The sequence below is a fragment of the Streptomyces sp. AM6-12 genome (assembly GCF_044327085.1).
Taxonomy (GTDB): Bacteria; Actinomycetota; Actinomycetes; order Streptomycetales; family Streptomycetaceae; genus Streptomyces.
In genome coordinates this window covers 4,366,617-4,387,582 of record NZ_JBIQWN010000001.1, presented here as the reverse complement: position 1 = coordinate 4,387,582, position 20,966 = coordinate 4,366,617, and the positions used below count along the sequence as shown (strand labels likewise).

The window sequence follows — 20,966 nt, the reverse complement described above, 5'->3', positions numbered from 1 at the left end:
CCCCTGCGCGAACGGGGGAATCGCGCCGGGGTGGGGGGGTTGGGGGGACGGGGGCGGGGCCTGGGGCTTGGGGGGCCCGCCGGGGGGGGGCTTGGGGGGCCCGCCGGGGGGGGCTTGGGGGACCCGCCTTGGGATGGGGCGTGGGGTCCGCCGGGGGTGGGCCTGAGGCATGGAGCCTGGGGGCCCGCTGGGGGTGGGCCTGGGGCATGGAGCCTGGGGCCCGCCGGGGGGGGCCTGGGGCCCGGGGGACCCGCCGGGGGTGGGTGGCCCCTGGACCGTTGGGGCGGGTCGCCAGGGGCGAGGCCCCTCGGGGCCACCGGGGGCGGGCCGTCGGGGCCTATCGGGAGCGCGGCGTCGAGGGCGTCGGGGGTACGACACCGGGCGTACGACGTCGGGGGCTACCCCCTGCGAGGGGCCCGTCGGGCCGGGTGAGCGGAACCGGGCCGGTGAGCGGAGCCGGGCGGGGTGAGCGGAGCCGGGCGGGGTGAGCGGAGCCGGGCGGGGTGAGCGGAGTCGGGCGCCCCGGTCCGCCGGCCGGGTCCGGGCGTCCGGGGAAGCACCCCGCGGCCGGGCCGCCGGGCGAGCCCCCTGCGGAGCTCGCCGCGGCCGTGGCCGGGCCGGGTTACTTCAGGTGGAGCTGCTGACCCGGGTAGATCAGGTCGGCGTTGTCGATGATGTCCTTGTTCAGGTCGAACAGCTTCTTCCAGCCGCCGGCCACGTGGTGCGCGGCCGCGATGGAGCTGAGGGTGTCACCCGTGACCACCTTGTACTCGCCGTCGCCCTTCTTGACCTTCTTGCCGGTCGGGGTGGTGACGGTCTTGCCCGTGGACGAGCCGGTGGACGTGCTCGTGGACTTGGACGGGGCCGGGGCGGTGCGCTCGGTGGAGCGGGTGGCGGCCTGCTGGTCCGTGGAGCGGGTGGCGGTGCCGGACGACGACGTGGTCGTCGGGGCGGAGCCGTTGTACGGGGTGCCGGTCAGGCCCGTGCCGCAGACCGGCCAGGCGCCCTTGCCCTGCGCGGCCAGGACCTTCTCGGCGACGGAGATCTGCTGCGACTTGCTGGCCTTGTCGGCGGTCGGCGCGTAGGCGGTGCCGCCGTACGCGGCCCAGGTGGAGGCGGAGAACTGGAGGCCGCCGTAGTAACCGTTGCCGGTGTTGATGGCCCAGTTGCCGCCGGACTCGCACTGGGCGACGGTGTCCCACTGGGAAGCGGTGGCGGCGGAGGCGCTGCCGGCCGCCATCAGCGGAGCGGCCACGGCGGCACCGGTGACACCGGCGAGCGTGACGGCGCGGACGGCCTTGGACGGACGACGGTGCTTGCCCTTGCCGGAAAACAGCATGGAACGATCCCCTCACCGACGCCTGCGAGGTGAGCTGTCGGGTTCGGGCCGGTTGAGTTGCCCGGCCACCCCTCCTTCCGGAGGCGTGGCTTCACCCCAAGCCGGTCCGGCAACAACTGCCGGGCCCGGCGCCTACCTTGGGTCCCCCGCTCCTGCCTGCGGCGCTTGACGCGACGACTGTTCCCGGGCAGCCGCTGGCAGGATTCGGCGTTGCGGCCGCCGGGGCTCGTGGTGACGAGCGGCCTTGACCGTAGCCAGGTGATCCGCGGAATTTCAAAGACGATCAGGGCTTCTGAGACTCATCCCACACTTTCGCCAAACCGGACATTTAGCGATCAAGTGGGGCGTCAACTAGCCCTGGCCCGCGCCCGTTTCGTCACCGACTTTCAGGGTCTGACCGGCGGTGATGTGGTTCGGGTCGGCGCCCACGACCTTCTTGTTCGCGGCGTAGAGCGCATGCCATCCGCCGTCGACGTCAAGGGAGTCGGCGATGGCGCTCAGCGAGTCGCCCTGGCGGACGGTGTAGCTGTCCGGCCCGTGGGTCGCGTGCTGGCCCGAGGTGGAGCCGTTCTGCCCGTTTGCCGTGCCTTCGTCCGCGTGGCCACCGCGGTGGCGCCCGCCGCCGAGGGCCCCGGTGTCGACCAGGTTCCAAGTACCGGCGGCCTGCTGGGGGTTGGCGGGGGTACCGGTGGAGGGTGCCGGCGTTCCGGAGCCGTGGGCCGGCGCGGACGGCGGGGTGGAGGCGGAGGGGTCCGAGGAGGACGGGCCGGACGGGTCGGCAGGGTCCGGGCCGGGCGTGCCGGTGTGCTTGCCCGGCTGCGGGCTCGCGTGCTTGCCGGTCTGCTTGCCGGAGCCGGCGCCGGTGCCTGAGCCGTGGCTCGGCGAAGAGGAGGGGTCGGACGAGCCGGACGAGCCGGTGGACGCCTTGCCGGAACCGGAACCGGAGCCGGAGCCGTCCTGGTCGCCGCTCGGCGTGCCGGCCGGGGAAGAGGGGTCGGGCAGCCCGGACGGGTCGGTCGTGCCGCCGGTCTGGCCGCTGCCGTTGCCGCTGTCACCGTCGCCGACACCCGGATCGACGCTCACCGAACCGGAGTTCGAGGTCAGTCCGGACAGCAGGGCGCAGGTGGCCCAGGGCGTGGTGCCCTTGTCCTTGAGGATCTTCTCGGCCACGGCGATCTGCTGCGAGCGGCTGGCCTGGTCGGCGGAGGAGGCGTACTGCGTCCCGCCGTACGCGGCCCAGTCGTCCTGGGATATCTGGAGGCCGCCGTAGTACCCGTTGCCGGTGTCGGCGCTCCAGGCGCCGCCGCTCTCGCAGTTGGCGACCTTGTCCCAGGTGGTGCCGTCGGCCGCGTGGGCACTCGCGGCGCCGAGCAGCGGGATGGCGATGGCGGAGCCGGTCACGCCGGCCGCGACGAGGAGGGCCGGGGCCTGACGGGGGCGGCGGTGACGACCGTTCCCGGAGATCATGCGGGAGCCTTTCGAGCGACGGCGGGGACCGGCGCGGCGGATGATGCGGGCCCGCCGCGCTGAGGGGTGAAGGTATCGGCACACGATCACTTGTCACAAGTTCATGCCGCGGAGATCACGCGAAGATCACAGAGGTGAACGTTCGTCCCTCCGCTGCGTCATCTTCCGCATCACCCGTCGGGCACGGCGACGCCTCGGCTCCGGGGCGCGCGGCGCCGGAACCATGGAACCGACCTGATTCCGGGGGGCTGTTCACCCAGGAGGACACATGATGCGGCACACCCGGTTGCACGGTGAGTCCGCGGAGTACCTCGCCGCCCGCGAGGAGCTGCGCGGCGCCGAGATCGAGCTGATGCGGCAGCGCGAGCGGGTCGCGGCGCTGCGCCGGTCGCTGCCGCCGGGGGCCGAGGTCGGCGACTACGTCTTCCTGGAGGGCCCCGCCGACCTGGAGGCGGGCGACACGCCGGTGCGCGAGGTCCGTCTGCGGGAGCTGTTCACCGGCGGTCCGCAGCGGCCTCTGCTCGTCTACCACTTCATGTACGGCAAGCGGCAGACCTCCCCCTGCCCGATGTGCACCCTGTGGCTCGACGGCTTCGACGGCGTCGCCCACCATGTGGCGCGGAACGCCGACCTGGTGGTGGTGGCCGCCGCCGATCCGGCCGACCTGCGCCGGCACGCGCGCGCCCGCGGCTGGTCCCGGCTGCGGCTGCTCAGCGCCGGGGACAGCACCTTCAAGTACGACCTGGGCAGCGAGGACGAGGACGGCGGCCAGGACTCGACCGTCTCGGTCTTCAGCCGGGACGCGGACGGCGCGGTCCGGCACTTCTACTCCGCGCGCCCCCGGATGGCCGAGGACATCGACCAGCGCGGCCTCGATCTCCTCAATCCCGTCTGGCATCTGCTCGACCTGACGCCGGGCGGCCGGGGCGACTGGTTCGCGGGCCTGGACTACTGAGCGGGCCTGGACTACTGAGCGGGCCGGGGCTCCCGAGCGCGGCCCCGGCTACTCGGCGCGCCCCGACTGCTCGGCGGGTCTGGACTACCGGGCGGGCGGGGTGAACTCCACCGGGAGGGTGCGCAGTCCCCGCATGATGAGTCCGCCGCGCCAGCGCAGGTCGGCCGGGTCGGCGGCGAGCCGCAGGTCGGGCAGCCGGGTCAGCAGCGTGGCCAGCGCCTTCTGCCCCTCCAGGCGGGCGAGCGGGGCACCCAGGCAGTAGTGGATGCCGTGGCCGTACCCGAGGTGCTGGTTGTCCCGGCGGCCGAGGTCCAGCGTGTCCGGGTCCTCGAACCGCTCCGGGTCCCGGTCGGCGGCGGCCAGGACGACGAGCACCGGGTCGCCGGGCTCGATCCGCTGTCCGCCGATGGTGAGCGGCTCGGTGGCGAACCGCCAGGTGGCCAGCTCCACCGGGCCGTCGTAGCGCAGCAGTTCCTCCACCCCGGTGGCCAGCAGTTCCTCGTCGCCGCGGGCGAGGGCCGCCTGGAGGCGGTGGCGCTGCTCGGGGTGGGTGAGCAGGGCGTAGGTGCCGTTGCCGATGAGGTTGACGGTGGTCTCGAAGCCGGCGAACAGGAGGATGAAGGCCATCGCCGCGGCCTCGTTCTCGGTGAGGTGCTCGCCGTGGTCCGAGGCGCGGATGAGGCCGGAGATCAGGTCCTCGCCTGGCGCGGGCTCGGCGGGCAGCGCCTCGCGCTTCTTGTGGATCAGCTCGGCGAGGTAGCCGCGCATCTTCTTCACCGACCGGGCGACGCCGCCGCGGGGGCCTCCTCCGTGCCGGATCATCATGCCCGCCCAGTCCCGGAAGTCGTCCTGGTCCTCGCGCGGGACGCCGAGCAGGTCGCAGATGGCGTAGATGGGGAGCGGGAAGGCGAACTCGTGGATGAGGTCGGCACAGCCGCACTCGGCGAACCGGTCGATGAGCTGGTCGGTCAGCTCCTGCACCCGGTCCGCGAACTCGGCGACCCGGCGGGGGGTGAACGCCTTGCTGACCAGCCGGCGCAGCCGGGTGTGGTCCGGCGGGTCGATGTTCAGCAGGTGCGTCATCAGCTCGGCCTTGCGCTCGCCCGGAATGCCGGTCTTGCCCTTGGCGTGCTCGGGTTCGTCGTGATGCGCCGGGTTCTTGCTCAGCCGCTGGTCGGCCAGTGCCTGCCGGGCGTCCGCGTACCGCGTGACCAGCCATGCCTCCACCCCGCTGGGCAACCGCGTCCGCCGCACGGGCGCGTGCTCGCGCAGCCATGCGTACGCCGGGTAGGGGTCGGCCGCGAACTCCCAGGTGAACAGCTCGGGAGCGGCGGGCGCGGGGTCATCGGGGCGAAGCTGGTCGGTCACTCCTCGACGGTATCCGGCAGCCCCTCGGCCTTCCGTATCGCGTCCCGGTACGTCCGGGCCGCGGCGCGCAGGGCGGTTTCCGGGTCCGTGCCGGCGGCTTCGGCCCGGGCGGCGAGGGCGAGCAGGGCGTAGCCGATGTCGTCGCCCTGGGGCAGGGGGACGTCGAGGCCGGCGGTGCGGGCGCGGGAGGCGAGCTTGGCGGCGAGGGCGAGGCCGGGCTGGCCGAGCGGGATGCCCTCGGTGACGGAGGTGCGGCGCTTCTCCTCGGCCTTGGTGCGCAGCCAGTGCGCCTTGACGTCCTCCGGGGTCTGTGCCGTCGCGTCGCCGAAGACATGGGGGTGGCGGTGGATGAGCTTGGCGACGATGCCGCCGGCCACGTCGTCGATGGAGAACGGGGTCTGCGGGTGCTCCTCGGCGATCCGGGAGTGGAAGACGACCTGGAGGAGGACGTCGCCCAGCTCCTCGCGCAGCTCCTCACGGTCGCCGGTCTCGATCGCCTCGACCAGTTCGTACGCCTCCTCGATGCCGTACTTGGCGAGGCCCTCGTGGGTCTGCCGGGAGGACCAGGGGCACTCGACGCGGATGCGGTCCATGACCTGGACGAGGTCCAGCAGGCGGGCGCCGGGCAGGTCGTACGAGGCGGGCAGCAGCTCCAGCTCGGGCATGGCGACCCGGCCGGAGCCGGCCAGCCGGGCCAGGCCGTCGGTGAGGGCGGGCTCCCCCTCACCCGTCGCCACGACCACCACCGCCCGCCCCCCGGCACAGCTGTCGACCAGCTCCTGAGCCGTGGGCGCCGCCTCGGACACCGCTATACCGGCCTCCCGCAGATACGGCAGCTGCGGATGGGCGCCGTCCGCGCACAGCACGGCGTCGGCGGCGCGCAGCGCCTGCCAGGCGGGCCAGGAGAGCAGGCCGGGGGCGACGCGGTGGCTGGTGGTGAGGAGGACGATGCGGCCGGGGCCGGCGGCGGGGTTGGATGCGTTCACGATCCGAAAGTAACCCACCGCCCCGACGAGCGGGTCCGGTTGTCCACAGGGGCGAGGGAGTCGTGTGATCGTATGCCTGCCAGGCCGCCGGTCCCCGCGGTCGCACCGCCTACGCCAGGACCGCCGACACCGCCGACACCGCCTACGCCGTCACCGGCGTGCCGGCCGACACCGACGTGACCTCCCGTACCCACGGCGTCTTCGCGTCCACCCGGCTGCTCTTTTGCACGTCCCAGGTGCCGTAGCGCGGGTTGACGTCGATGTGCAGTTCCCCGGACGCCTTGGCGAGGGCCTTCCAGAAGGCGGGCCGGCTGGTGTCGGTGCCGAGCCGGGCCGCGAGCTTCTGCGCCTCCAGCTGGAGGCGGAGGTTCTCGTCCAGGTGCGCGGGGGCGATGCCGTACTTCTGGAGCCAGGCGTTCTGGAGGCCCTTGGAGCCGCCCGCCTGCTGCTCCAGGCCGGCACGCAGCTGCTGGACCTCCTTGGGGGTGACCGAGACGCCGGCGTCCCGCGCGGCGCGGTGGATCACCCGGTCCAGGACCATGTTGTGCAGGGTGTCGCGGGTCAGGCCGCTGGTCTGGGCGACCACCTGCTGGTACTGGCCCTGGTCGGGCACCGCGGCCCGCTGGGCGTCGCGGACCTCGTCGACCCGGCTCTCCAGCTGCGCGACGGTGATCCGCTGCCCGCCGACGACGGCCGCCGCACCCGGATGCGCGTCGTTTCCGCAGGCGGTCAGGAGGGGGGCCGCGGCGGCGATCGCGGCGGTGAGGACGAGCGCGGTGCGACGGCGGCGGTGCAAGGAGACCTCCAAGGGGAGTTTGTGCGACGGTGCACAAAGTCTTGCGGTGATCGATGGTAGGCAGTGGCACTGCTCCGGCCAACCCATTCGACCAACGATTCACCGCGACTTCGGGCACCGGCACGCCCCCGCGGGTTCACCGCTCAGCCGGTGATCGCCACCGGCCCGTCCCAGGCGTCGCGGTCCACGGTGAGCGTCACGCCGCCGTGCGTCTCCTTGCTGTTGACCATGTACTGGTGGCCGCGGCTGTGCCCGGTGTACTGCGTGGCGCCCCACGGCCAGTCGGTGGTCGTCGTGTTCTGCTTGTCGTACAGCGCGTACCAGAGGTTGCCCGGCAGATCCGTCTTGTCGGAGGCGGTGGCGATCGCCTTGGCGCTGGAGCTGGTGAAGCCGTAGAACCCGGTCCGGTACGTCTTGGCGTGCAACTGCTTGTCGAACGCGCGCACGTACGTCAGCACGGCCGTGTTGCACGACGTGTTCGTGCTGTCATACCCCTCCATGTCGAGGTAGACCGGGCTGCCCGCCTTCATGCCGAGGGCGGCGGCCCTGGTGACGGCGTCGGTGGCGTCCTGCTTGCCGAGGACGGCGGCGTTGGCGGCGGTCATCTTCTCCGGGTTGGCGCCGGACCGGCAGGGCGGCTGGGCGCCGACGTAGAGCGGGACGAGCTTCCAGCCGAGGGAGCTGACGGACTTCACCCAGGACGCGGTGAGGCTGGGCTGGGCGCAGCCGCGGTTCTTGCCGCCCACGTAGATGGCGGCGGCGCCGTAGAAGCCGGTGTGCCAGGCCTTCATGGTGGGCAGCGAGGGCGCGGTGCAGGTGTCGAACGCCCGGCCGGTGAAGGTCTTCTGGGCCGGCCAGGTGGTGGCGGCCATGGAGGTCTGCGCGGCGAGGCCGGCCCCGGCGACGACGGCGGCGCCCGCCACCGCCCAGGTGATGTGTCTGCGCTTCCTGGACTGCCGGTGTCCGGCCATGGTGCCCACCCCTGATGGTCCTCGGTGCGATTTCCGTGTTCGAACAGCCGTAGGCCGCCGGATGACTCTAGCCGCCCACCTGGCCCAGCCAGTGCAGGGTGCGGCGGATCTCGACGGCCATCGGATGACCGGGACCGCCGAGGCGTTCCACGTCCAGTACCAGGCGGGCGAGCGTGTCGTGTGCGGCGGGCCGGTCGCCGAGGGCGAGCAGCAGATGGCCGATGCGCCGGCGCACCTCGTGGGCCTGCCGCGGGTCGCCGGAGACGTACTGGTTCTCGTAGTACGGCAGCAGGGCGCGGTACTCGGCGAGCGCCGCCGCCGGTTCGCCGAGCTGTTCGAGGCATTGCGCGGCCTCGTAGCGGAAGCGCAGGGACGCCGGATCGGCCTGGCCGGCCTCGGCGGCGCGTTCGTCGGCGAGGCGGCGCAGTTCGGGCAGCGCGCGCCGGTACTGGCCGTCGTCCATGAGGGTCGCCGCGTACTGCTTGCGCAGGGTGCGCACCACCGGGGAGTGCTCGCCGTGCTGTTCGGCCGCGGCGGGCAGGATCGCGCCCAGGATGTCGACGGCCTGGGTGATACGGCCCTCTCCCAGCAGGCGTTTGACCTCGTCCACGGCGGCGGCGACATCGGGTTTGCCGGCCGCCGGTGCGGCGGGGGCGGGCCGGGGCGCGGGGGTGCGGGCGCGGTCGGGCCAGGGGGCGTGCGGGCGCAGGAAGGGGCGCGTGGGGTCCAGGGGCGCACCGCTGGGTGCGCCGCGCGCGGGCAGCAGCGGCACCAGGTGCTCGTACACCTCCTGCGCGGAGGCCGGCCGGTGCTGCGGGTCCTTGGCGAGCAGGCGCAGCACCAGTGTCTCCAACGCCTCCGGGACCTCGGGGCGGATCCGGCGCACGGGCAGCGGCGGCTCGTACAGGTGGCGGTGCAGCACGCCGAGCGCGGTGGCGCCGGTGAACGGCACGTCCCCGCTGAGCAGTTCGTGCAGCAGCACCCCGAGCGCGTACAGGTCGGTGTACGGGCCGACCGCGCCGCCCATCGCCTGCTCGGGCGCCATGTAGGCGGGCGAGCCGATCGGGGAGCCGGTGTGGGTGAGCCGGGTGGTGTCGGTGTCCATGACGGAGGCCACGCCCAGGTCGAGGACCGTGACCAGGCCGTCCTGTTTGACCATCACATTGCGCGGCTTGAGGTCGCGGTGCACGATCGGCACGGCGTGTACGGCGCTGAGCACGGCGCACAGCTGCGCGGCCACCGCGACCGCCCACGGCCAGGGGTACGGGTCGTGCTCGGCGAGGTGGTCGGCGAGGTCGGCGCCGTCGACGTACTGCATGACGAGGAACAGCTCCTCGCCCTCGCTGCCCGCGTCGTGCACGGTGACCAGGCCGGGGTGGTCGACCTGTGCGGTCACCCGGCACTCGCGCTCGAAGCGGCGGCGCAGCTCGTCGGCCTCCTGGCCCGCCACCTTGTCGGGGCGCAGCAGCTTCACGGCCACGCGCCGGTCGAGCCGCCGGTCGTACGCCGTCCACACCTGGCCCATGCCGCCCTGGCCGATCAGGGTGGACATTTCGTAGCGGTCGGCGACCACGCGTCCTGTCGCCACGCTCACCTTCCGCTTCCGTCCGTGTGCCGCTCGTCGGGGCGGCCGTCGTGCTTGCGCAGGTAGTCGCTGAGTTCGTCCAGCTCGGCTCGTACCTGGTCGATGCGCGCGGGGGCCGGGCGGTGCGGGGGCGGGACGACCGGCGGCGGGCCGGGGACGGGGGTGTGCGGGGCCGTCGGGGGCGGGGTGGGCAGGCCGGACAGCACGGGGGCGGCGGGCGTGGGGTAGGGCGAGGCCGCCGGGCGCGGATATCCGTACGCCGGTATCGGCCGGGCCTCGAACTCCCCGCGGCGGCGCGCGTAATGGCGTATCTCCGCGATGAGGTAGTACGTGGTCACGGCGACCAGCGTGATGAGCACCAGGCACATGCCCCCGGTGCCGCGGGCGCCTGACGCGTCGTCGGACGGATCGCTGCCCACCAGGGCGAAGCTGACGACATCGGCGGTCATCGCGGCCGCGAACAGCCACCAGTCCAGGACCCGGCGGGTGACGGCGGCCAGGCGCAGCAGCATCGCCCAGGACAGGAAGCCGACGCTGAGGAAGCCGATCGCCACGAACAGCACACGCAGCAGGACCAGCACCGCGGGGTGCGGCGGCTTCGTGGCCGGCTGTCCGTGGCCGTGGCCCTGCATGGCTGCTCCTGATCGCCCGAAGTCCCTGGAAGTGACGTGTGGATCGAGCATATGGCCCGGCACCGACAACACATCCGGGGTGTATCAAACCGTTGTCAGCGCTCAGTCGGGAGCGACGGTGCCGTCCGTGAGGCCGTCGTACATCCCGCGCACCAGATGGTCGCCGAGCCGGCTCGCGAGGCGCAGCGCCCGCTCGAACTCGTCCAGGGCGTGGAACCGGGCGCCGTAGCGCCGCTGTTCGGCCAGCGGCAGCCGGGGCAGCTGGAGGCGGCGCACATCGAGCCGGGTGGCGGTGGAGGCGTAGCTGCTGGCCTGCCGGTTGTTGGCGGTGCCGCGCAGGAAGCCGGCGAGGAACCAGGGGTCGAGCGCCGTGGGATCGGGGCGCAGCAGGACGAGGTTGCGCCCCAGGGCGGCGCCCGCGGTCGCCTCCTCGATCACGCGCGCCACCGAGCCGCCGCCGAGCACCGGTACGACGACGTCGCCCGGCTCGGTCAGCACGGCCTCCTCGTCGCTCTCCGGCAGCGTGCCCGAGGGCGCGGACGCCGAGAGGACGTCGGTGTCGGTGAGCACGGGCAGGCGCGCGTGGCCGCCGTTGCCACCGGCGCGCATCACCAGGGCGCCGGCGCGCGCCAGTTCGCCGATGGTGGTGAGCGGCCGGCGCACGGGCGGGGCCGGCGCGGCGGCCGGCGGGGTGAGGTCGGCGGTCAGGCGCAGGGTCTCGCCGAGGCGTTCGCGCACCGCGGCGAGCTGCTCGGCGCCGTCGGCCACGGCGGGCGGCGGCAGATGGCGGGCGGGCGCCAGGTCCACGTCGTCGTCGAGGAGTTCGATGACCGGCACCGAACGGGCGAGACCCGGCCGCTCCGCCAGCCGTCCCGCGCGCGTGAAGGCGCGCCAGGCGTCCAGGACGGCGTCGCGCACCGCCGCCCAGTCCGGGCCGCCACGCCCTTCCCCGGCGAACCGTCCGGTGTCCATGAGCAGCACCTCGGGCGAGGCCGGATTCCGCTCGGGCCGGCGCAGCACCCAGAGGTGGAGGGGGATGTTGTACGGCGGTGCCGCCCCGACCGGCAGCGCCAGCACCGCCCGCAGCGCGCCCCGGCGCAGCAGGTCGGCGCGGATCCGGCGGCCGGAGCGGCGGGAGGCGGCGGCCGGGGGCATCAGCAGGACGGCGGTGCCGCCGTCGGTGAGCCGGGCCAGGGCGTGCTGCACCCAGGCCAGCTCGGACTCGGTGCGGGCCGGGAAGCCGTACTCCCAGCGGGGGTCGTAGGCGAGTTCGTCATGGCCCCAGTTGCGCTCGTTGAACGGCGGGTGGCACAGCACGGCGTCGGCGCGCAGCTCCGGGAAGGCGTCGGCGCGCAGGGTGTCCCCGGCGGCGGTGCGCACGCCGGCGCGCGAGTGCAGCGCGAGCCGCAGCGCGGTGAGTACGGCGAGGTCGGGGGCGCTGTCCTGCGCGTACAGCCACTGCTCGGGGCGGGTGTCCACGGCCCGCAGCAGGGCGCCGGTGCCGCACGCCGGGTCCAGGACGGTGCGGGCCGGACCGGCCAGGTCGGCCATGAGGGCGGCGAGTTCAGAGGGGGTGAGCGTGTACTGACGGGGGTTGGCGTCCAGGTGCCGGCCCAGCAGGAACTCGAACGCCTGCCGCGCCCCCGCCTCGGCGGCGAGTTCGGCGGCGCCGCGCAGGAGGGGGACGGAGGGGAGGAGCGGGGGCGGGGTGTCGGCGGCGGGGGTGCCGGTGTGCGCGGCGGGGGCGCCGGTGGTCGCCGCGGGAGCGCCGGTGTGCGTGGCGGTGTCGCCGGTACTCGCCCCAGAGTCGGGGCCGCCTGGCGTGGTATTCACACCCGGCGTCGTCGGCTCGGTGTTCACACCCGCAGCGGTGGGCCCCCTGTCCGCCGCCTGAGAGTCGTCCGGCGTGTTCACATCATCCGGCGCCCCCACACCGGGCAGCAGCGCCCCCGTCAGCTCCCCGAGCCGCGGGGTCAGCGCCTGCGTCAGCGCCCCCGGCAGCAGCCGGGCCAGCCGCTCGTCGGAGCCCGCGCTCGCCGCCAGCCAAACGGTGGGCCGCTCGTGGATCAGCAGCAGCGCGCACCCGGCGTGCACCAGTGCGGTGAGCGGGCCCTCGGGATGCCCCGCGAGCTGCTGCCAGACCCTTTCACGCAACGGGACTTCGGCCAGTTTCCCCTGCTTGCGCAGCCATGCCTCGACCTCGGCGAGCGCGAAGGAGGGACTGGTCTCGGTCCCCCCGACGGGCTTGGGGAAATCGGCGTGCCGGCGGCGCCAGTTGCTGACGGCGGCCCGGCCCACTCCGGCGAGCCGCGCGATGCCGGCCGCGGTCACCTCTGTCGCCTGATCCTGCACCGGCCCCGCTCCCCTCGTCCCGTTTGCGCCGAGCATACCGGCGTGCACAAGATCCCTGCATTCACGACGTGTTCGTATCTCAAGCACGAAAACGATGTTGACTCGGTTCACAGGCTCTGCTGTTATTGACCAGGCGAACGCCCGTCCGGCTCCGTGCCGGACGCGATACGGCACGCCCCGCGCCGTACGCACTTCTCCGTTCATCAGCCCTGAAGGACTGTCATGCGCCTCTCGTCCCGTGCCGCCACGCTGCTCGCCGTCACCGCGGCCCTGCCCCTGGCCCTCACCGCCTGCTCCAGCGGCTCCACGGACGCCTCCGCCCCGAGCGCGAAGCGCACCGCGGCGAAGGACCCGAACGCCGGCCTGCGCACCGGCACGCAGCTGAAGAAGCTCCTGGCGCCCGCCTCCGCCTTCCCGGCCGGGTACGCCGTCGAGGGCGACAACACCGCCGACAGCGGCGCCCAGTTGCTCACCCCGTCCGCCCGGAAGACCGCCAAGCCCGACTGCACCAAGCTGGAGGGCACGTCCTGGATCCAGGTGACCGGATACGAGGACAGCTCCGCGTTCGCGCAGAACGACTACGTGAACGCACAGAAGACCGCGGAGATCGCCCAGGAGATCGACGAGTTTCCCGTCGCCCAGGGGAAGGCCGTCATGAAGCAGCTCACGGCCGTCGCCGCCGAGTGCGCGACGTACACGGACACCAGCGAGCGCACCAAGGTGAAGGTCACCGGCAAGGCCACCACCGGGCTCGGCGACGAGGCGTACACGATGACGCAGACCAGCGGCAAGTGGCAGAACGGCACCACCCTGATCGCGGCCCGCTCCGGCGGCTCCGTGGTCACCGTGCTGTCCACGGCGGGCACCGACAACGGCGCCGCCTCCGCGAAGAAGCTGACGACGACGCTGCTGGCCGGGCTCAAGAAGTAGGACCGTCCGCCGTTCCCTAGGACCGTCCGCCGTTCTCCGCGAAGAATGCCTATGCCTCCCCGTCCCGCCGGTCCGGGTGCCGCCCCGCGTGCCGCGCTCGCCCTCGGCCTGCTGCTCGGGTTCTATCTGCTGGCCCTGCTCCTCCTCGTCGCCGTGGCGGTCCTCGATGCCGTCCTGGCGCGGGGCACGTTCACCGTGGTCACCGTCGAGGGCTGGCTCGGCTCGCTGGCCGTCGCCTCGTGCGTGCTGCGGGTCGTCCTGCTCAGTCGGCGGCCCGGCGAGGAGCGGGCGGGGCCGCCGGGCCTCTCGGTGACACCGCGGGAGCAGCCGGAGCTGTGGCGGCACGTGCGGGAGCTGGCCGGACAGGTGCCCACCCGGCCGCCCGCGGAGATACGGATCGTGCCGGGCGCCGTCGCCATGGTGCGGGAGGACGCCCGGTGGCTCGGGCTGATTCCGGGCGAGCGGCGGCTTTTCCTCGGCGTGGCCCTGCTGCTGGGCCTGCCCGAGGCCGAGCTGGACGCCGTACTCGGGCACGAGCTGGGCCATTACGCCCACCAGGACACCCGGCTGGGCAACCTGGTGGCGGCGCTGCGCGGCCGGCTGGCGCACACCGTCGCCACCCTGGAGGAGCGGGCGGCGCGCGAAGCGGCCGAGGAGCGGGCGGAGTTCGCCGCGAAGGCCGCCCGGCGCCGGGCGGAGGGCAGGCCGCCGCCGCTGAAGCGGGCCGGCACGCGCGGCCCGGACCACTACCTGGCCCTCGTCTTCACCGCGTACACGAAGCTGTGCCTGCGCCTGACCGAAGCCGTCAGCCGCCGCCAGGAGTACGCGGCCGACCTGGTCGCCGCCCGGATCGCCGGACCGGCCGCCACCGCAGCCGCCCTGCGCCGCATACCCGCACTGGAAGCGGCCGGCGAGCTGTACCTGAACCAGTACGCCCTGATGGGCTGGGACGCCGGACTGCTGCCCCCGGAGGGCCAGTTCTACGGCGGGTTCGCCCTGCTGCTCGCGGACGGCACCCGGCGCGCGGAACTGGCGGCGCCGGCAGCCGAACCGCTGCCACAGGCCGCCGGGGAACGCTCCCCGTACGCCTCCCACCCGCCCACGGCCGACCGCGTCAGGGCGCTCGCGGCGCTTCCCGTCGACGGTCGCGCCCTCGTACATCGTCCGGCCGCCGCCCTGCTGTGCGCGCCGGACCGGCTCCTGGCCGACCTGGAGCAGGCCACCCTCAGCACCGAGGCACTGGCCAGACGCCGGGTTCCCTGGGCCGAACTGCCCCGCCAGGCACACCGGGAGATCTTCGCGCGGGAGGTGGAGCCGCTGCTCGCCGCCATGGCCGAGCTGACCGGTGCCGCGACCGCCCCTGGCGCCGGCGCCCTGCACCGCCTCCTGGACCTGCTCGACCGCGGTCTGCTGCACGACCTGGCCGCCCGGTTGCCGCGATCCGCGCAGGCCGCCGGCAGCAGTGGCCGCGCGGCCCGCGAGTTCGCCCGTACGGCCTTCCGCTCGGCCCTGCGCCGGCTGGCCCTGCTCGCCGCGCTGGAGACGGGGCTGTGCCGGTGGGAGCTGTGCTGGTCGGGGCCCCCGGTGCGGCAGTCGGCGCCCGTGTGGTTCACCGAGGACCTGCCCAAGGCGCTGGACCGGGCGGTCGCCGAACCGGCCGTGACCGCGCCCCTGCGTACCCTGCTGCTGCGCGGCAGCGGCCACGGATCGCGCGACGGCGCCGGGCCGGCACCGCACACCCCGGCCTGACGGCCGCTCGCCCCGCTCTCCCCGGCCACCTCCCCAGGCGGCCACGATCACCCGGAAGACCCGCCCATGAACGTCCTGATCGACATAGCCGGCGTCGGCGTCCTCGCCTACGCGGCCGTCACCATCCCGCGCAACGCCCGCAAGGCGCGCGCCCAGAAGGCCGAGGAGCGGGCCAAGGCGCCGGTCACCATCGACGCGGCCGCGTACGGCCTGGTGCCCGCCGCACAGCTCGACAAGGGGCACGCGGGCCCCGACCCGGAGGCCGACGCGGTGGCCGCCGCCGCGCTCGCCGGCGACTGGCGGCGGGCCGCCGGCTACCTCGCCGGCGCGGGCCGCGACGGGGACCTGCGCTGGTACCGGCTCGGCATCCTGGTGAAGGCCGCCGTGCGGGACGACGCCTGGCTCAGGGCCTGGCGCGCGGAGTACCCCGGCGACCCGTCGGCCGCGCTCGTGCACGCCGACGCGCTCGTCTCCCTCGCGGGCGAGGTACGCGGCGCGCAGCTCGCGAAGCACACCACGGCCGAGCAGTTCGAGGGCTTCCACCGGCTGCTGGCCGAGGCGCTGCCCGCCTGCCGGGAGGCCGCGCGGATGGCTCCCGAGGACCCCTGCCCGTGGATCGCCCAGATCACCATCGCCCTCGGGCTCGGCTGGTCGCACGACGACTTCCGGGCGCTGTGGGCCGAGATCACCGCACGGGACCCGCACCATTTCGGCGCCCATGTCAGCGCGCTCCAGTACTGGTGCGCCAAATGGCGCGGCTCGCACGAGCTGATGTACGCGTTCGCCGAGCAGGCCGCGGCCACCGCCCCGCCCGGCAGCCTGCTGCCCGTACTGCGCCTGTACGCGCTGTTCGAGCACGCCTGCCGGGAGGCCAGGGGGCCCGTGTACGACCAGCCGTTCGTGGACTCGGCCATCGACGCCACCCTGGACGCCGTGGACCGGGTCCCGGTCGGGCACCACCGGCTGCCCCTGGTGCGGCACCTGCTGGCCAAGATGCTGTTCGAGAGGAAGCGGTACGCGGAGGCGGCGGAGCAGTTCCGGGCGGTCGGCGGGTACGCCGGCAGCGTGCCGTGGACGTACTCCGCCGATCCGGTCAAGGCGTTCGTGTACGCCCGTACCAACACCTTCGTCGGCTGGGAGAAGGCGGGCCGCCCCGCTCCGCCGTCGCGCGTGCGCTGACGAACGCCCCTGGTCCCGGCGGGCCTTGGGCCTGGTCTAGCGCGCCGTGAAGCGGGCCGGGGCCTCGGTCGGGTTGCCGCCGGAGGGCAGCTTCTGGTTCGGGCAGGCGGTGAGGACCTTCTCCATCGCCGCCTTCTCGCCGGAGGTGACCCACAGGCCGTACTTCTTCTTCACCGCCACCTGCGTCGCCACATAGGTGCAGCGGTAGTCCTTGTCCGGCGGCAGCCAGGTGGCCGTGTCGCCGTCGCCCTTGCCGCGGTTGGCGCTCGCGTCCACCGCGATCAGGTTGAGCGGGTCGTTGGCCAGCGCGATCCGCTTCTTCGCGTCCCAGTACTTGGCGCCCTTCTGCCAGGCGTCCGAGAGGGCGACGACATGGTCGATGTCGACCTTGCTGGCGCCGCGCCGGTAGGTGATCTCCTTGCCCGAGTACGGGTCCGGGTCCAGCAGCCCGTAGGAGACCTTGCAGGTGCCGCCGGTGAACTTCACGTCCTTCAGGTCGCGTTTGAGGATGTCGTCCCGCGTGTCGCAGGAGTTGGAGTCCGTGTCCGCCCACGCGCTGCCGAACCGCTCACGGGAGTAACCGGTCTTCGGGGCACGGCCCTTGACGGGCAGCGCCTCGGCCGCGGTCAGCGCGGCGCCGCCACCGCTTCTCTCCTCGGGGCCCGAAGCCCCCTTGTCCTGACCCGACGTGCAGCCGGCCACCGCGGCCAGCACCACCACCGCACCGATCGCACCGCTTTTCAGACGCGTCATGCTGCGCCCCCCTCGCTCGCCCTGTGGGTCCGCCCTCGGAAGCGGGGCGGATCGTTCCGCCCCTTACGGTAACTGCCCGTTCCAGAGCGGCAGATGGGTCCCAAAGGGAGGATTCAGGGGCAAGCAGGGCGTGAGGTGGGGCACACGGCGGCCGAAGACCGGCGTACGGACCGTCCGTCCGTACGCCGGCTCACACCCTGGGGTCCTACGAGGTCAGGAGCCCAGGACCGAGGCCAGGAATTCCCCCACCCAGGCGAGCAGTTCGCGGCCGACCAGCGGCTTGCCGCCCACCTTCGCGGTCTTCGGGCGGGGCACCAGCAGCTGGTGCGCGGCCGCCTTGACGACCGTACCGGGGTACAGCCGCTTGAGGCGCAGCTCCTGCGACTCGCGCAGCTCGACGGGGGCGAAGCGGATATTGGTGCCCTGCAGGACGATCTCGCCGACGCCGCAGGCCCGCGCCAGCATCCGCAGCCCGGCCACCAGCAGCAGGTTCTCCACCGGCTCGGGCAGCTTGCCGTAGCGGTCGGTGAGTTCCTCGCGGACGGCCTTGATGTCCTCCTCGGAGTTGGCGGAGGCGATGGCGCGGTAGGCCTGGAGGCGCAGCCGCTCGCCGGGCGCGTACTCGTGCGGGACGTGCGCGTCGACGGGCAGCTCGATCTTGACCTCCAGTGGGGCCTCCTCCGCACCTCCCGCCGAAGGCTCCCCGCTCTCCAGCTGCCGCCGGTAGTCCGCGACGGCCTCGCCGACCATGCGCACGTACAGGTCGAAGCCGACGCCCGCGATGTGCCCGGACTGCTCGCCGCCGAGCAGGTTGCCCGCGCCGCGGATCTCCAGGTCCTTCATGGCCACGTACATGCCCGCGCCCATCTCGGTGTGCTGGGCGATGGTCGCGAGCCGCTCGTGGGCCGTCTCGGTGAGCGGCTTCTCCGGCGGGTACAGGAAGTACGCGTACCCGCGCTCACGGCCACGCCCGACCCGGCCGCGCAGCTGGTGCAGCTGGGAGAGGCCGAAGGTGTCGCCGCGCTCCACGATCAGGGTGTTGGCGTTGGAGATGTCGATGCCGGACTCCACGATGGTGGTGGAGACGAGCACGTCGAACTTCTTCTCCCAGAAGTCGACCACGACCTGCTCCAGGGCCGCCTCCGACATCTGCCCGTGCGCGGTGGCGATACGGGCCTCGGGCACGATGTCGCGCAGCCGGGCCGCCGCCCGGTCGATGGACTCCACCCGGTTGTGGATGTAGAAGACCTGGCCCTCGCGCAGCAGTTCACGGCGGATCGCGGCGCCGATCTGCTTCTCCTCGTACGGCCCCACGAAGGTGAGCACCGGGTGGCGCTCCTCGGGCGGGGTGGTGATGGTCGACATCTCGCGGATGCCGGTGACCGCCATCTCCAGGGTGCGCGGGATGGGGGTGGCGGACATGGTGAGCACGTCCACGTTGGCGCGCAGCTTCTTCAGCTGCTCCTTGTGCTCGACGCCGAAGCGCTGCTCCTCGTCCACGATGACCAGGCCCAGGTCCTTGAACTTGGTCTCGGAGGAGAACAGGCGGTGGGTGCCGATGACGACGTCCACCGCGCCCTCGCGCAGCCCCTCCAGGACGGCCTTGGCCTCGGTGTCGGTCTGGAACCGGGACAGCGCCCGCACATTGACCGGGAACTGCGCGTACCGCTCGGAGAACGTCCCGAAGTGCTGCTGCACCAGCAGCGTCGTCGGCACCAGGACCGCGACCTGCTTGCCGTCCTGTACGGCCTTGAAGGCGGCCCGCACCGCGATCTCGGTCTTGCCGTAGCCGACGTCGCCGCAGACGAGGCGGTCCATGGGGATCGACTTCTCCATGTCCTCCTTGACCTCGGCGATGGTGGTGAGCTGGTCCGGGGTCTCGGCGTAGGGGAAGGCGTCCTCCAGCTCGCGCTGCCAGGGCGTGTCGGCACCGAAGGCGTGGCCGGGGGCGGCCATGCGGGCGCTGTAGAGCTTGATCAGGTCGGCGGCGATCTCCTTGACCGCCTTCTTGGCGCGCGCCTTGGTCTTCGTCCAGTCGGCGCCGCCCAGGCGGTGCAGGGTGGGCGCCTCGCCGCCGACGTACTTGGTGATCTGCTCCAGCTGGTCGGTGGGGATGTAGAGGCGGTCGCCCGGCTGGCCGCGCTTGGCGGGGGCGTACTCCACGACCAGGTACTCGCGGGTGGCGCCCTGCACGGTGCGCTGCACCATCTCGATGTAGCGGCCCACGCCGTGCTGTTCGTGGACGATGTAGTCGCCCGGCTCCAGGGTGAGCGGGTCGATGGTCTTGCGGCGCCGGGCGGGCATCCGGGCGCCGTCGCGGCTCGCGGTGCGCTGCCCGGACAGGTCGGTCTCGGTGAGCACGGCGAGCTTGAGCCCCGGATCGACCAGGCCGTACTCGATCGAGCCGCAGGAGACGTGCACCACGGAGGGGCTCAGCTCGCCGAGGTCGGTGTCCAGGCGGGCGGCGATGCCCTCGCCGCCGAGCACCTCGACGGTGCGGGAGGCCGGACCGTGGCCCTCGGTGAGGAACGCCATGCGCCAGCCGTCGGCGAGCCAGCCCTTGGTGTCCGCGAGCGCCCTGGCGGTGTCACCGCGGTAGGCGTCGGGCGCGTGCATCCCCAGCTTGAGGGTGTCCGCGTCGAGTTCCTCGTCGGCGGCGAAGGGCGAGACGGACCACCACATCATGTCCAGCTCGCGCGCCCGGTCGCGGACGTCGGCGATGGACCACAGGGAGGCCGCGTCGACGTCGATCGGGGCTTCGCCGCCGCCCGCCGTGGCCGCCCAGGACGCCTGGAGGAACTCCTGGCTGGTGGCCACCAGGTCGGCGGCGCGGGTACGGACCCGCTCCGGGTCGCAGACCACGGCCATCGAACCCTGGGGGAGCACGTCCAGGAGCAGCTCCATGTCGTCCACCAGGACCGGGGCGAGGGACTCCATGCCCTCGACCGCGATGCCCTCGGCGATCTTGTTCAGCAGTTCGCCCAGCTCCGGGTGCTCCTCGGCGAGCGCCCGCGCCCGCTCGCGCACCTGGTCGGTGAGCAGCAGCTCGCGGCAGGGCGGCGCCCACAGGCCGTGCTCGGCGATTTCGAGGGAGCGCTGGTCGGCGACCTTGAAGTAGCGGATTTCCTCGACGTCGTCGCCCCAGAACTCGATGCGCAGGGGGTGTTCCTCGGTGGGCGGGAACACGTCCAGGATGCCGCCGCGCACCGCGAACTCGCCGCGCTTCTCCACCAGCTCCACGCGCGCGTAGGCGGCCGCCGCGAGGGCCTGGACGACCTCGTTCAGATCGGCGTTCTGGCCGGTGCGCAGGGCCACAGGCTCCAGGTCGCCGAGGCCCTTGACCTGCGGCTGGAGCACGGAGCGCACGGGCGCGACGACGACGGAGACCGGGCCGGTCTCGGGGTCGTCCGCGCGAGGGTGGGCGAGGCGGCGCAGCACGGCGAGGCGCCGGCCGACGGTGTCGCTGCGGGGGCTGAGGCGCTCGTGCGGCAGCGTCTCCCAGGAGGGGTACTCCACGACGCCCTCGGGGGGCAGCAGCGAGCGCAGCGCCGCCGCCAGGTCCTCCGCCTCACGGCCGGTCGCCGTGACCGCGAGGACCGTACGGCCGCTCTCGCGGGCGAGGCCGGCCACCGCGAAGGGGCGGGCCGCCGGGGGGCCGACGAGGTCGACGTGCGTACGGTTGCCGTCCGCGGCCGCCGTGATCGCTTCCGCGAGGGCGGGGTCCTTGACGACGGCGTCGAGCAGACCGTGCAGGCTCATGGGGGCTTTCCGTCCGGGGTGGGCAACGCAAGCGGCCCGGCGCGGGGCGCGACCGGGGGTGTCCAGCCTACGTCGCCGCCGGGGTTGACGCCGGTGCCTGTGGACAACCCCGCCATCCCGGACGGACGGACACCCGGTACCGGGA

At 73.6% G+C, this 20,966-nt stretch carries 15 protein-coding genes and 1 riboswitch; of the genes, 4 read left to right on the top strand and 11 right to left on the bottom strand.

Translation table 11 applies throughout. The features are described from left to right. Positions 1-622 precede the first annotated feature (622 nt). Together ACE4Q9_RS19925 and ACE4Q9_RS19920 are read right to left on the bottom strand one after the other, a co-directional pair. Entirely contained in the window at positions 623-1,339 is a 717-nt protein-coding gene (locus ACE4Q9_RS19925) for a transglycosylase family protein (protein WP_397985582.1), read from the bottom strand. 4 nt (positions 1,340-1,343) lie between these two features. Then, positions 1,344-1,513, bottom strand: a riboswitch (cyclic di-AMP (ydaO/yuaA leader). A 177-nt stretch (positions 1,514-1,690) separates the two neighbouring features. Beyond that, positions 1,691-2,806 carry a transglycosylase family protein gene (locus ACE4Q9_RS19920; protein ID WP_397985581.1) on the bottom strand — a complete coding sequence of 372 codons (1,116 nt, stop codon included), beginning with the start codon at positions 2,804-2,806 and terminating at the stop codon, positions 1,691-1,693. A 268-nt stretch (positions 2,807-3,074) separates the two neighbouring features. On the opposite strand from ACE4Q9_RS19920, the gene ACE4Q9_RS19915 reads away from it, so the two are divergent. Continuing rightward, the gene (locus ACE4Q9_RS19915) at positions 3,075-3,761 is read left to right on the top strand and encodes a DUF899 family protein (RefSeq protein ID WP_397985580.1); all 687 of its coding nucleotides are present in this window, start codon (positions 3,075-3,077) and stop codon (positions 3,759-3,761) included. 84 nt (positions 3,762-3,845) lie between these two features. Here the strand turns inward: ACE4Q9_RS19915 and ACE4Q9_RS19910 are convergent, their stop codons facing one another. The 7 genes from ACE4Q9_RS19910 to ACE4Q9_RS19880 all read right to left on the bottom strand — a co-directional run bounded on the left by ACE4Q9_RS19910 (position 3,846) and on the right by ACE4Q9_RS19880 (position 12,451). After that, positions 3,846-5,129, bottom strand: a complete 1,284-nt coding sequence (locus ACE4Q9_RS19910) for a cytochrome P450 (protein WP_397985579.1) — start codon at positions 5,127-5,129, stop codon at positions 3,846-3,848. Further along, on the bottom strand, positions 5,126-6,115 hold the full coding sequence (locus ACE4Q9_RS19905; protein WP_397985578.1) for a nucleoside triphosphate pyrophosphohydrolase: 990 nt from the start codon (positions 6,113-6,115) through the stop codon (positions 5,126-5,128). The genes ACE4Q9_RS19910 and ACE4Q9_RS19905 overlap by 4 nt, the downstream gene beginning before the upstream one ends. A 142-nt stretch (positions 6,116-6,257) precedes the next feature. Then, positions 6,258-6,911, bottom strand: coding sequence for a SurA N-terminal domain-containing protein (locus ACE4Q9_RS19900; protein WP_397985577.1), 654 nt, complete (start codon positions 6,909-6,911; stop codon positions 6,258-6,260). A 143-nt stretch (positions 6,912-7,054) separates the two neighbouring features. Next, positions 7,055-7,882 carry a glycoside hydrolase domain-containing protein gene (locus tag ACE4Q9_RS19895; protein ID WP_397985576.1) on the bottom strand — a complete coding sequence of 276 codons (828 nt, stop codon included), beginning with the start codon at positions 7,880-7,882 and terminating at the stop codon, positions 7,055-7,057. A gap of 67 nt (positions 7,883-7,949) precedes the next feature. Then, positions 7,950-9,434 (bottom strand): protein kinase, encoded by a 1,485-nt coding sequence (locus ACE4Q9_RS19890; protein ID WP_397987269.1) that lies wholly within the window; start codon positions 9,432-9,434, stop codon positions 7,950-7,952. A 38-nt stretch (positions 9,435-9,472) separates the two neighbouring features. Beyond that, entirely contained in the window at positions 9,473-10,099 is a 627-nt protein-coding gene (locus ACE4Q9_RS19885; protein WP_397985575.1) for a hypothetical protein, read from the bottom strand. Positions 10,100-10,201: 102 nt separating this feature from the next. Further along, on the bottom strand, positions 10,202-12,451 hold the full coding sequence (locus ACE4Q9_RS19880) for an N-6 DNA methylase (protein WP_397985574.1): 2,250 nt from the start codon (positions 12,449-12,451) through the stop codon (positions 10,202-10,204). Between the two features lie 222 nt (positions 12,452-12,673). Between ACE4Q9_RS19880 and ACE4Q9_RS19875 the strand changes: the two genes are divergently transcribed. The 3 genes from ACE4Q9_RS19875 (at position 12,674) to ACE4Q9_RS19865 (ending at position 16,309) form a co-directional block, all read left to right on the top strand. Beyond that, positions 12,674-13,381, top strand: a complete 708-nt coding sequence (locus tag ACE4Q9_RS19875; protein WP_397985573.1) for a hypothetical protein — start codon at positions 12,674-12,676, stop codon at positions 13,379-13,381. A 51-nt stretch (positions 13,382-13,432) separates the two neighbouring features. Then, on the top strand, positions 13,433-15,130 hold the full coding sequence (locus ACE4Q9_RS19870; protein ID WP_397985572.1) for a M48 family metalloprotease: 1,698 nt from the start codon (positions 13,433-13,435) through the stop codon (positions 15,128-15,130). A gap of 66 nt (positions 15,131-15,196) precedes the next feature. Beyond that, entirely contained in the window at positions 15,197-16,309 is a 1,113-nt protein-coding gene (locus ACE4Q9_RS19865; RefSeq protein ID WP_397985571.1) for a hypothetical protein, read from the top strand. A 36-nt stretch (positions 16,310-16,345) separates the two neighbouring features. Here ACE4Q9_RS19865 and ACE4Q9_RS19860 read toward each other — a convergent pair whose 3' ends face one another. Together ACE4Q9_RS19860 and mfd are read right to left on the bottom strand one after the other, a co-directional pair. After that, positions 16,346-17,062: an HNH endonuclease family protein gene (locus ACE4Q9_RS19860; RefSeq protein ID WP_397985570.1), complete on the bottom strand. Its 717-nt coding sequence runs from the start codon at positions 17,060-17,062 to the stop codon at positions 16,346-16,348. Between the two features lie 213 nt (positions 17,063-17,275). Beyond that, positions 17,276-20,821: a transcription-repair coupling factor gene (gene mfd, locus ACE4Q9_RS19855; RefSeq protein ID WP_397985569.1), complete on the bottom strand. Its 3,546-nt coding sequence runs from the start codon at positions 20,819-20,821 to the stop codon at positions 17,276-17,278. Positions 20,822-20,966 lie beyond the last annotated feature (145 nt).